The following is an 11,854-nucleotide window of genomic DNA, read 5'->3' on the forward strand; positions in this document are numbered from 1 at the left end:
TCAAAAGAATCATGATGGGATATCAAAAGACTAACGTAATAGCCGGATGGGCTACTTTTATCATTTCAATGGTGGTCTACACCTTGACAGTAGAGCCCACCGCCAGTTTCTGGGACTGTGGTGAGTTCATTGCCTGTTCTTACAAGCTGGAAGTGCCTCACCCTCCGGGAGCTCCATTTTTCCTTTTGGTAGGCAGGTTATTTTCCCTTCTGGCACTGGGTGATGTCACTCAGGTAGCCTTTTGGATCAATATGCTCAGCGTGATGAGTAGTGCATTCTCCATCTTGTTCCTTTTTTGGTCCATCACTCACCTGGTGAAGAGGGTACTGAAAATCAAAAAAGGTGAAGAGACCACGGAACAAACCATCCTGATTATGAGCGCCGGCCTTGTAGGTGCTTTGTCTTGCACATTCTCTGACTCATTCTGGTTCAGTGCTGTAGAAGCCGAAGTATACGGTATGTCTGCATTTTTTACGGCCTTTGTGTTTTGGGCTATCCTCAAGTGGGAAAATATCGAGAACGATTCAGATGGCAACAAGTGGCTGATCCTGATCGCCTATATGATGGGCCTATCTATTGGCGTTCACTTGCTCAACCTCGTGACTATCCCTGCGATGGGATTGATCATTTACTTTAAGAACAACGAAAAGATTACCAAAAAGGGCATCATTCTTACCCTGGCTGCCGCTGGAGCAGCCATTCTGATTGTGATGCTGGGTGTGATCCCCGGCCTGCCTTCGGTAGCAGGCACACTGGAAATATTCTTTGTCAATGGTCTGGGCCTTCCATTTGGTTCCGGAGTTATCTTCTTTGGTACCGCATTTCTTGGTGGATTGGTTTACGGGATTTACTACTCCATCAAAAAACAGAAGCTTACACTTAATACCATTCTTCTTTGTTTCACCTTCATCATTATCGGTTACTCATCGTACACCATCGTACTCATACGCAGTACATATAACCCTCCGATAGATGAAAACAATCCAGAAGATGTGCTGTCTTTCGTATCCTATCTGAAAAGAGAGCAGTACGGCAGCAGACCGCTCTTCAAAGGACAGTACTATACTGCCGATATCGTGGATCAAAAGCAGGGAGATCCCACATACATGCGTGGTGAGGATAAGTACGAAATAAAAGACTACAAACTGGAGTATGTCTATAATCCCAAGCACACCACCATCCTGCCCAGGATGTACAGCAACACTGAAGCGCACAAGCAGCGCTATCGGGAGATCACCGGACTACAGCCCGACGAAAAACCAAGCTTCACCGATAACATCTACTTCATGCTCAACTATCAGGTGGGCACCATGTACATGAGGTATTTCCTGTGGAACTTCTCGGGGCGAAGCTCAGATATCCAGGATGCGAGTTGGGTAGGCCTCAACGGTGCTTTTGACACAGACCTCCCTGAGTTGCTCCAGGAAAACAAGGCTAGAAACATTTACTATTCTCTACCACTTTTGCTTGGCTTGTTGGGAATCTTTATTCAGTACAAAAAGGATAAAAAATATTTTTCGGTCACGCTGCTGCTCTTTTTCCTGACGGGAATAGCTTTGGTGCTTTACCTCAACTCCCCCCCGTCTGAGCCACGTGAGCGTGATTACATTTATTCGGGCTCCTATTATGTATTTGCTATTTGGATAGGTTTCGGAGTACTGGCCATTTACGACTTGCTTGGGGCCATTGTGAAAAACAAAAAACTTTTGGCTGTGCTGTCGTTACTATTAGGCCTTACCATACCTGGAGTGATGGCTAAAGAAAACTGGGATGACCATGACAGATCCAACAGGTATTTCTCAGTAGATGCAGCCAAAAACTACCTGGACTCCTGCGCACCCAATGCCATTTTGTTCACTGGTGGGGATAACGATACTTTCCCCCTCTGGTATGCTCAGGAAGTGGAGGGCTACAGAACTGACGTGCGAGTGATCGTACTGAGCTATTTTAATACCGACTGGTATGTGAGTCAGATGATGCGCCCGGCCTACGAGTCAACGCCACTGCCCTTTAGTCTTTCTCTGAAAAACTATCAGCAGGGCGGGCTCAATGACTACCTCCCTGTGATGGAAAATAAGAGCATCAAAGGAGCCATTAATGCCAATAGATTCCTGGACCTGATCAAGCAGGAGCACAAAGGTCTGCAGGTACCGCTGAGTACCGGGTCTTACTATAACTCTGTGCCTTCCAGACAGATGTTTCTAAACATCGACACTGCGAAGATCAAAGCACTGGGTGTAGTGCCAAAGAATCTGGAAAACAGAATTGTGGATAAAATGACCTGGAGTATCCAGGGAAGAGGACTGGAAAAGAACGATCTGGGTGTGATCGACCTCATGGTCAACTCCAACTGGGAGCGGCCGATCTATTTCAATACCACCTCTATGAATTCGCTGAATATGAACCTGAAACCTTATGTGGTTCAGGAGGGTATTGCCTATCGACTTTTGCCTGTGAAAAACCCCAATGCTCAGGAATATCAGGTGAACAACGACCTGATGTACGAAAACCTGATGGAGAAATATCACTGGAGGCAGCTCGATAATCCGGATGTGTACTACTCAGAAGATTATCGCAATTTCTGCCTGAATCACAGATCGGCTTTTAATACCCTTGCTATCTCACTAATGGAGGCTAATGATTATGACCGAGCGAAGGAAGTTCTGGTGAAATGTCTGGAGGTGATGCCCGATGAGTCGATTCCATTTGATTACTTCAATGTACAGCAGGTGGGTTTACTTCTGGAGGTAGGAGAAAATGACCTGGCCAACTATGTAGCAGAGGTCACCTCAAAAGACGCGGTAGAGATGCTGGACTACTATATCGAAAGAGGCATTTACAACCGTGCAGAGATCCAACAGAAACTCTATTCCCTGAATAACATCACCCGTGCCTATCGGGCAAATCGGATGAATGATGAGGCGGCGAAGTACGAGGAGATGTTCAACAAATACTATAAGTCATTTCAGAATAACTAAACTGAAAGGCAAAGGCAAGAACTGAAAAGGCCCCGCGAGTTTCACTCGCGGGGCCTTTTTTTCGCAATCCCGGTTAGCACTTCATTTTGACACACACTGACTAAGCTGACATCAACAACTTCCGGTAGTGAGTGCTACACCTACAGACCATACAATAGCTTATTAAAAGACTAAAAACGGCATGAATTGTTGCCCTAGAATCCGGCTACCCGGGCAGTCACCTATGCCCAGAAGTAGAACAAATGGATTGGGATCGAAACATTTAGACACAAAAAACCACCAACTCATTCAGCTTTGGTGGCATCTGTATGTTATTTAGAGATTCTAATTTTTCAAAAATCGATAAGCCTTTTTAAATCTTGAGACTTCATCTTTTACCACAAGGAAATAATATCCTGTAGCAAAATCTTTCACCGGAACCCGAAATCTACCATTCCCAATTTCCTCAGGGGTAATCTTAATTTCGTTGCCTATGATACTGTGCATCTCAAACTCTGTGTTCGTAAGGGTAGAATTAGAGATCTCCACTATCACATACTCCACGGCCGGGTTAGGGTAAATCTCAATCTTATTACTAATATCAAGAGGCTGGTTGTAGAAGTTAGTTTCGGCACTCACCACATTACCAGCACCACTCTGCGACCAGGCGGACAAACAGAGGAGACAGGCAAACGACGCTATGATGAGTTTATTGTGCATTATTACATACAAAGTACGCAAAAAAAATACCAAAGTTCCCGCATTGCCTCAAAATTTTTACATGAATTCTTCGTTAAGTCCGGTTTTTAACATCTTTTATCATGTCTTAAAAAAAACCACCCTAAAAATGTAATTTTTTGAATGCCGCAGGCAGATGTTCTATCAAATCTGATGCCATTAATGAAACCTCCCCCACCTTTATGGCAGCCTCATCTCCCGCCTGGCCATGCAGGTAAACTCCTGAGCGCAGCGCTTCAAATGGCGCCAGCCCCTGCGCGAGCAAAGCTGCCACAATTCCCGTTAGCACATCACCGCTTCCGGCTGTCGCCATTCCGGGGTTACCTGTTGGATTAAAGTATATGGATCCGCGTGAGTTGCAGACTGCAGAATAGGCTCCCTTCAGCACCACGTTCAATTGATAAGTAGTGGCCAGCCAGCGGAGTTTTTCCAATTTTTCAAAGTCGCTTCTCCAGGCACCAACCAGTCTGGCAAACTCACCCGGATGTGGAGTAAGGATACTTTCTGGTGGTAAGGCACTTAACAGCTCCGGATTCTGAGCCAGGATATTAAGGGCATCCGCATCCAGTACCATAGGCTCCTTGGCATGGAGAATCAAATCAGCCAATGCCTTTTGGGTAAGAGAATTGGTGCCTATTCCGGGGCCCATCGCCAGCACATCCACATTGTCAGCCGGCACCACCTCCGTGATCACTTCGGTATGCTCATCTTCTATCACCATGGCTTCGGGTACGTTGACCTGAAGAATATTTAAACCGCAGCATGGAGTGTGTACATAAAGCAATCCACATCCGCTACGGAGGGCTGCTCTGGCGCTTAAAGTAGCCGCACCCATTTTTCCTTTGCTCCCAGCTATCAGAAGTAACCTGCCGGCACTTCCCTTGTGATCAAAAGTGGATCGTAATGGCAAGACCACATCATTTGGCTGAGTAAAAAATACATTGGTGTCACTCCCCTGTATAAAAGCGTCATCAAGTCCGATGTCCACGACATGCCACGTACCCACATACTTTCGCATTTCCGGAAGGAAAAAGATCAACTTGGGTGTCTGAAAAGAAATGGTACACGCGGCCTGTATGACCGCCCCATCCGTGAGCGGCTGGTCAGGGTAAAGACCGGAAGAGATATCAATCGCATACACAGCAGCTCCTGATTGATTAATTCGTTCGATCACACTGGCATACAAGCCTTTCACTGGCCGGGAAAGGCCGCTACCAAACAGCCCGTCTATGACCACAGCATTCTCGGGAATATTGGGAATTTGATCTTCACTCGCTATCTGACTAATCTCTGAGAGCACAGAAAGTCTTTCAAAATTCACCTTAAAATCCTCAGTGGCTTTATCCAGGTGACCTACAAAAAAGACACTGACATCATGTGCCTGCTGAATCAGCACCCTTGCTATGACCAAACCATCTCCTCCGTTGTTGCCGGTACCACAAAAAACCATCACCCGGCCGCCTCCCGGCACCAGCGTAGAGAATTTTCTCACAAATGCTCTGGAGGCACGCTCCATAAGATTAATGGAGGTGATCGGCTCATGATCAATGGTATATTGGTCGGCATCACGTATTTGCTGAGCTGAAAGGATGGGTATCATAGTAGACTAAGCTACACAAGAAAAGCCCTTACTTCAAGCCATACGATACAGAAACCCCAACACAAAAAGGCTTCACTGCTATAATCTCCCTGTCTTTGAATTTTGTCATGGAATATTTAAGGGCAGGAGTCACGTAGACTAATCCACGGTTACCCTCGAAAAGGAGTTTTCTCAACCCAAACTCCAGTAAATATTGATTGGGGGTTACCAGGGTGTGCTTCTCGCCACCATAGTCAAAGGTTGGCAATGAGCTGATGATTCTTTGATATTCCACAGAGGTAAACAAGGAATTGTAACGCGATGGAAAAGACCAAATGTTTTGGATTCGCATCCCCAAAGTAGACACTCGCTTTTGAATTTGCACTGCCTGGATTTCATAAACAGGAGTAACAAAATCCGATTCTACCACCACTGTTTGGGGTGTTGTACTCCTGACATTAAAGGAGAAATCCTGATTATAATAGTTAAACCCCATGCCCAGCCTGGTGGCAAAACGCACGGACCATTCCCGCTGCAGTCCCGCATGGAGTGAAAAGCCAATCCTGGAAGCTGAAAGCCCGAACGGGGCATCATAATCGCTTACATAAATGTCGTCATCAATATTTGGCTTGATTCTATTATACAAAAAGAAAGCTCCCCCTTCAAAGTATGGCGTGAACAGGCTTCTCTCCTTTTTGAAAATAACTTCATCTTCTTTGGGCAGGCTCATCCATCTGGGGCTAACTGGCTCTTCCCCAGCCTCCGCAGCTAGTTTTTCCAAAGCCAGGGTCTGAAAGATTTCCTGATCATGCTCATAATAACTCCCTTCATTCTTCCTCTCCGTTGGTGTCAGTGGTGTCTTTGAGGCATCATGCACTGTAGGAACAGAGAAAGGAGCAGTCTCTGGCACCATTCCCTCCTCCTCAGTCTCCTTCCAGAGGTGAGCGGTTTCCGGCTCAGACAATGAAGGTGTATTAAAGTCATCACCCGCCTGACTACTCAATCTGCTCTCATTCCCAAATGCCAATTCCGTCCGCTCTTTCACGGGGATATGCCCCACCATAAACAACGAAATCAGCATAAGAGCGGCTCCAAGGGCATGGAAAAACCGAACAAGCCATAGTTCACCGGAGCCAGGCGTATTGAGAATGGCATCGCGGAAACGAATCGGTGGATCAACGCGGTAGTCTCCTAGTCTATCCCTTATTTTATCTTCAAATGACTTGTTCATAGCGTGTAATTCCTAGTTCATTCAAATATCTTTTTAACACATGGCGAGCATGAGTGAGTTGGGATCTGCTGGTGCTTTCCGAAATTCCCAGTTCCTGAGCAATCTCTTTGTGGCTATAGCCATCGATCACACTCATATTGAAAATCACCCGGTAACCTTCTGCCAGGTTACTCACGGCTTCCAAAATGACCTCTGTGGAGAGTTTATCAATCAGATCGCTATAAAACTGGTCACTCAACTCATTTCCAGCTGACGAAATATCATGGTCATACCTGATCGCTCTGAGATGATCCAGGGCTGTGTTCACCGTAATTCTCTTGATCCACCCGGTTACTGCTTCTATGTTCTTCACCTTACCCAGGTTGTTGAATATTTTAACAAAAGCTTCCTGAAACACATCTGAAGCAGCTTCGTGGCTTTTCATATATCGGACACAAATGCCCATCACCAACGGGCTGAACTCATCGTAAAACCGCCCCTGGGCACGACGGTCTCCTTTCAATATTTCCTGGATCAGATGACTCACTTTATAACGTACGTAACCCGACATGAAACCATGTCGGGTCGTTTTCTATCTTAGCTATTGTCTCAATCAAAATTCTAACATCAGGGAAACATGTGCCGTATCACACACTCCTCCGGCACATATCTGGTAAAGAAGGGCCGTTTCCGTACTATCCGACCCGAAATCCTCTACATAGTATTCGATCATGTGCTCGGCATTAACAGAACTCACCCCTATCTCCGGCTCGATCAATATCGCTATGGCATATTCCGACGAACACGTAATGTCATTTTCAGCTACATCCAGGATATACGGATGGTCTCGTGTACCCAGCGAATCCTTTTTGATCGGAAGCTGATATTCGTCATAAATGGCTTCAAGGCATTGATCATCGGTTCTTCCTTCTATGATTATGGTGATTTGATTATCAAAAGTCTGATCCCCAAATGAGATACTATAGTCGATCACGTCAATAGAATCAGTTCCGGGATAATATCTGATGAGGCCATTATGAAGTACTTCTGCACTTCCTGACAATACGCTTTTCAGGTGAACTGTCCAGGTGAAGACATCACAGGCCGGACTGGGCGCATAGGGTAATACATCCAGGTAACTAAGAGAATCAGGCATCTCATAAGTCAGTGGATAGACCATGGAATCACAACCCGAAGAAGCTATGGTCACCTCAATATTCACCTGGCCAAGGGAATAAAATTCCGCTCCTTCATTATCTATCAGTGTCAACTCATACATAAACTGCTCCTGCCCCACAAAATCAACATCGGGAGTGTATCGATAGGTAAATAATTCAACCTGACTGAGCGTGCCATGTGTTGGCTCCGCCAGGAAGTCAATTACGGCCCCGGAAGTGCTCTCCACACAATATCCATCGTTAGCTATGGGGTAGATGATCAATGAAGAATTTTTGGATACGGAGTAATAGTCACTCAATGCTCCGTTGAAGCAAGGCAGGCTATCCGCCGAAGTAGCCATGGTGATCAGCAAACTATCGGTATCAATAGGCTGCCCTGATCTATTAATGAGCTGAATGGATACCACATCCTGCCCCTGGGTGAAGTCACTGTTTGGGATGTATTGTAAAATAGCCTGGTCCGAAATGGTGGCACTCCCTTTGATAGGAGCCGCACCAATGCTAAACCTGACAGCCTCGGATGAACGGATGGTCTTTTTCAGGTCTATAAAAACAGGGGTATTGGGCAGTGCAGAAATACCTTCCACCAGTACGAGCTCCTCCTCTCCTTTGGGGGCCACATCCTCCTGAAAGGCATCGCATGAAGCCAGCAAAATGCTCGCAATCAGTATTTGAAATGTTTGATTTTTCCAGGTCATAGCAACATCGATTTGATACTAAGACTGAAGGTGACTCAAAAACGCTGCAAGCGTTGAAAAAAATTATCTACCTATCTACCTCGCCCATGACAAAATCCAGAGAGCCCACGATAGCAATAAGATCTGCGAGCATATAGCCCCGACTGATCTCGGGAAGTACAGACAGGTTTGTGAAGCAACAGGAGCGTGCCTTGCAACGCAAGGCCTGGTCACTTCTTCCATCAGTACGGAAAAAGAAACCCAGCTCACCCTTTGGGTTTTCCGCACGAATGTAAAAATCCTGTGCTTTGGGCCGGATCTTTTTGGGGACCATCTCCCGTGGATCAAACTCCCGGGTACGCTTGTGATCTGATGTCAACTGGACCAGACACTGATCAATGATCTTCACCGATTCCTCGCATTCGCGAAAGCGTACCCAGTTTCTGTCCCAGCAATCACCCACTTCCCCCACACGTCCTTCTCCTATGGGTATTTCAAAGTCCAACTCCGGATACACACTGTAACCATCCACCCGTCTGAGATCAAACTTAAGACCCGAGCCGCGTAACATTGGCCCTGTTACCCCATAGTTGATCGCCAGGTCAAGTGGGAGTGTACCCACATTGGCCGTACGATCGATGAATATTTTATTGGAAATTAAGAGCTTTTCGAGATCCAGAAGTTTGGGTTTCAGGTACTTTGAAAAACTGATGCATCGCTCCTCAAAGCCCACCGGCAAGTCATAGAACAACCCACCAATCCAAACGTAATTATATAGCATACGGGCACCCGAAGCCCATTCCAGTAGTCTGAGGATATGCTCACGATCGCGCATCATCCAGAGAAAGGGGGTGAAAGCTCCAATATCCATCCCGTAGGTACCAATGGCTACAAAATGTGACGCCAGCCTGTTGAGTTCAGCCACCAACACCCGGATGTATTCCACGCGCTTAGGTATTTTCTCAGAAATACCGAGCATGCGCTCCACACCCATGGCATAGGCATGTTCTGAGTTCATAGCTGCCACATAGTCCAGCCGATCCACATAGGGAATCACCTGGTTGAAGGGAACCGACTCAGCATGCTTCTCAAAACACCTGTGCAGGTATCCCGGGTGAGGCACCACGTCTTTCACCATTTCACCATCGGTAATCACCTCCAGCCGGAGTACACCGTGCGTAGAGGGATGCTGAGGCCCCAGGTTGATCAGCATTTCCTCCTTCTTCAGACTTTCAGCAGTATAAACTGAAGGTTCTGAGTTTTTCAGATGATCCGGGTCGTATGTGTATTGAATGTTCAAATGAATATCGGAATGAGGTTAATCGAAAGTTTTGCTATTACAGGATCTAATTTGGCGCTTCTTTTCTATCGTACTTCACCGTCATGCCATGATACTTTTCCTGCTCCGTATAATCCTTCCTCAGGGGATGACCTTCCCAATCCTTGGGCAAAAGAATTCTCCTCAAATCCGGGTGATTATTGAAATGAATGCCTAATAAGTCATAAGCCTCCCGTTCGTGCCAGTTGGCCGTTTTCCAAATATCTGAAACTGTATCAACCTGTGGGTTCGCTCTCTCCACAGATACCTTGAGCATCAGATGAAGATCATACGGGATGCTATACAGGTTGTAAATCACTTCCATGGTACCCGTTTCCGGTCCATTATCAAGGCCAGTAAGGCACGAAAGCGAATCGAAATAAGTCTTCTCACCAGCATGTAGCCAGGCACAAACTTCATGAATGGCCTCCGGAGCAACGAGCAAGGCCTGCGGTGTGGCATTCAAGTCTTCACCAAGGATAGCCTCAGGAAATTGGTTGGAAACAAGTTGTTTAAGTTCTTGAAAGGTCATGATGCGGCAGCTTTGCTCCTTTTCTCCATTAGTTTTTTCAAAGCCTCCGGCTTCATCAGCGACTCACCTCTGATCTTCTCCTGCAGCTTCATGAATCCACCAATGAGTGCCTCTGGCCTGGGCGGACATCCTGGTACGTATACATCCACAGGGATAATTTTATCTACGCCCTTCACCACATGATACCCATGCTCCCAATAGGGGCCCCCGCAATTAGAGCAGCTACCCATGGAAATGACATACCGTGGCTCAGCCATCTGCTCATATAGCCTCCTGACCCGGTCGGCCATTTTAAAAGTAACTGTACCAGCTACTACCATCACATCTGACTGACGGGGAGAAGCCCGTGGCAACACACCGAAACGGTCCATATCATAACCCGAAGCATAGGCTCCCATCATTTCTATGGCACAGCAGGCCAGACCAAATCCCATCGGCCAAATACTGGAAAGCCTCGCCCAATTAAGCAGGTCATCTGCCTTGGTCACGATAATCCCTCCCTGTCCAAACTGCTGATCAAGTAGTCCCATCCTGCTTCCTTACTTTATATTCTTTTTGATTGATGTGCGCGTATGCTTTTAGGGGTATTTTCGATTTGAACGCTCGGGATTCAGCCTTTGGCTTCACCCAATCGAGCATCCCATTGGCCCACACATAAATGAGTCCCAAAAATAAAATCCCTATAAAGATGAACGTTTCCGTGAGCGAAAACACGCCCCAAAGCCCACCGGTTTCAGCATTCATCTCTGGGTCTGCAAAAACAGTGGCCCAGGGAAATAAAAAAACCAACTCTGTTTCGAAAAGCAGAAAAATAAGGGCAACCACGTAAAAGCGTATATTAAAAATACTCCAGGCTGACCTCACGGGATCCTCTCCCGACTCGTAAGTCGTTTCCTTCTCCGCATTAGGGCGGACAGGGCGCAATGCTTTTCCCACCAGCAGGGTGGTGATAATAAATCCCACACCCCCGATGATAAACAATAACGCAACTCCAAACCCTGAAATCTCTAACATCCCTGAAAATTACACAATGATTAGAATTTTAAAGGGTCGAAATGCTTGAAGTGTCCGTTCATCCTGATTTTTTCTTTGGCCTTTTCCGCTCTTTCCAATGCAGGTATCAGGTGCTCCAGGTGATTAATCACATAAGATTGTCGCTCACTTTCGGATTTCATCTTCAGCAATTGATACTCCTCTTCCGGCTTCATCCCTATTTTATGAATGACATCATACATTACCGCAGACTCACCCAGGCTTATTTCTTCTTCCATATGCAGCCACGCAAAAAGTTCCTTGCACAACTCCGTGATTTTAAGGGCTTTCGCGGAATCGGCATCATCAATGCCTTCGACCAACTCCACAGGACCACCTGCATATTGCTTGGTGTCCCATGGGTTTTGGAAATCCAATACTTTAAAAACCCTGAGTCCTGCCGTCTTAATGTCCATTCTGCCGTCTTCATATAATCTGGATACCTCCACGATCTTCACCTCCGTGCCATACTCTATCCTGGTTTCGACATATGAGGGAATCCCAAACGTGGTTTTGGTCAACAGGCAGTCATTGATCAACTGCTTATACCGGGGTTCAAAAATATGAAGGCTGAGCTCCTCACCCGGAAATACCACCAGGTTCAACGGAAACAGAGGAATATCTTTCACCATA

Annotated in this window: 11 protein-coding genes; 1 reads left to right on the forward strand and 10 read right to left on the reverse strand. The window is 46.3% G+C overall.

Going from position 1 to position 11,854, the window contains the following annotated elements; all coding sequences use genetic code 11:
* Positions 1–11: 11 nt before the first annotated feature.
* Positions 12–2,978: a DUF2723 domain-containing protein gene (locus RIH33_RS01005; protein ID WP_406649913.1), complete on the forward strand. Its 2,967-nt coding sequence runs from the start codon at positions 12–14 to the stop codon at positions 2,976–2,978.
* Between the two features lie 324 nt (positions 2,979–3,302).
* Here the strand turns inward: RIH33_RS01005 and RIH33_RS01010 are convergent, their stop codons facing one another.
* From RIH33_RS01010 to RIH33_RS01055, 10 genes are all read right to left on the reverse strand, one after another.
* Positions 3,303–3,677 (reverse strand): T9SS type A sorting domain-containing protein, encoded by a 375-nt coding sequence (locus RIH33_RS01010; RefSeq protein WP_406649915.1) that lies wholly within the window; start codon positions 3,675–3,677, stop codon positions 3,303–3,305.
* Positions 3,678–3,798: 121 nt separating this feature from the next.
* On the reverse strand, positions 3,799–5,295 hold the full coding sequence (locus RIH33_RS01015) for an NAD(P)H-hydrate dehydratase (RefSeq protein ID WP_406649917.1): 1,497 nt from the start codon (positions 5,293–5,295) through the stop codon (positions 3,799–3,801).
* A gap of 28 nt (positions 5,296–5,323) precedes the next feature.
* Positions 5,324–6,505: a hypothetical protein gene (locus RIH33_RS01020; protein WP_406649918.1), complete on the reverse strand. Its 1,182-nt coding sequence runs from the start codon at positions 6,503–6,505 to the stop codon at positions 5,324–5,326.
* Positions 6,489–7,055, reverse strand: a complete 567-nt coding sequence (locus tag RIH33_RS01025) for an RNA polymerase sigma factor (RefSeq protein WP_406649920.1) — start codon at positions 7,053–7,055, stop codon at positions 6,489–6,491. The genes RIH33_RS01020 and RIH33_RS01025 overlap by 17 nt, the downstream gene beginning before the upstream one ends.
* A gap of 42 nt (positions 7,056–7,097) precedes the next feature.
* Positions 7,098–8,360 carry a hypothetical protein gene (locus RIH33_RS01030; protein WP_406649922.1) on the reverse strand — a complete coding sequence of 421 codons (1,263 nt, stop codon included), beginning with the start codon at positions 8,358–8,360 and terminating at the stop codon, positions 7,098–7,100.
* 67 nt (positions 8,361–8,427) lie between these two features.
* Positions 8,428–9,645, reverse strand: a complete 1,218-nt coding sequence (locus RIH33_RS01035) for an NADH-quinone oxidoreductase subunit D (RefSeq protein ID WP_406649998.1) — start codon at positions 9,643–9,645, stop codon at positions 8,428–8,430.
* 40 nt (positions 9,646–9,685) lie between these two features.
* Positions 9,686–10,189 carry an NADH-quinone oxidoreductase subunit C gene (locus tag RIH33_RS01040; protein ID WP_406649923.1) on the reverse strand — a complete coding sequence of 168 codons (504 nt, stop codon included), beginning with the start codon at positions 10,187–10,189 and terminating at the stop codon, positions 9,686–9,688.
* Complete coding sequence (gene nuoB, locus RIH33_RS01045) at positions 10,186–10,719, reverse strand: NADH-quinone oxidoreductase subunit NuoB (protein WP_406649925.1); 534 nt, start codon at positions 10,717–10,719, stop codon at positions 10,186–10,188. The genes RIH33_RS01040 and nuoB overlap by 4 nt, the downstream gene beginning before the upstream one ends.
* Positions 10,706–11,203 carry an NADH-quinone oxidoreductase subunit A gene (locus tag RIH33_RS01050; protein ID WP_406649926.1) on the reverse strand — a complete coding sequence of 166 codons (498 nt, stop codon included), beginning with the start codon at positions 11,201–11,203 and terminating at the stop codon, positions 10,706–10,708. The genes nuoB and RIH33_RS01050 overlap by 14 nt, the downstream gene beginning before the upstream one ends.
* 20 nt (positions 11,204–11,223) lie before the next feature.
* Complete coding sequence (locus tag RIH33_RS01055; RefSeq protein ID WP_406649927.1) at positions 11,224–11,853, reverse strand: LON peptidase substrate-binding domain-containing protein; 630 nt, start codon at positions 11,851–11,853, stop codon at positions 11,224–11,226.
* Position 11,854 lies beyond the last annotated feature (1 nt).

It is taken from the genome of Marinoscillum sp. (genome assembly GCF_040222955.1).
Lineage (GTDB): Bacteria > Bacteroidota > Bacteroidia > Cytophagales > Cyclobacteriaceae > Marinoscillum.

Coding starts and splice junctions, on each gene's coding strand:
- RIH33_RS01010 (WP_406649915.1), bottom strand. CDS start 3,677: ATGCACAATAAACTCATCATAGCGTCGTTTGCCTGTCTCCTCTGTTTG.
- RIH33_RS01020 (WP_406649918.1), bottom strand. CDS start 6,505: ATGAACAAGTCATTTGAAGATAAAATAAGGGATAGACTAGGAGACTAC.
- RIH33_RS01005 (WP_406649913.1), top strand. CDS start 12: ATGATGGGATATCAAAAGACTAACGTAATAGCCGGATGGGCTACTTTT.
- nuoB (WP_406649925.1), bottom strand. CDS start 10,719: ATGGGACTACTTGATCAGCAGTTTGGACAGGGAGGGATTATCGTGACC.
- RIH33_RS01040 (WP_406649923.1), bottom strand. CDS start 10,189: ATGACCTTTCAAGAACTTAAACAACTTGTTTCCAACCAATTTCCTGAG.
- RIH33_RS01015 (WP_406649917.1), bottom strand. CDS start 5,295: ATGATACCCATCCTTTCAGCTCAGCAAATACGTGATGCCGACCAATAT.
- RIH33_RS01050 (WP_406649926.1), bottom strand. CDS start 11,203: ATGTTAGAGATTTCAGGGTTTGGAGTTGCGTTATTGTTTATCATCGGG.
- RIH33_RS01055 (WP_406649927.1), bottom strand. CDS start 11,853: ATGGTGAAAGATATTCCTCTGTTTCCGTTGAACCTGGTGGTATTTCCG.
- RIH33_RS01030 (WP_406649922.1), bottom strand. CDS start 8,360: ATGACCTGGAAAAATCAAACATTTCAAATACTGATTGCGAGCATTTTG.
- RIH33_RS01025 (WP_406649920.1), bottom strand. CDS start 7,055: ATGTCGGGTTACGTACGTTATAAAGTGAGTCATCTGATCCAGGAAATA.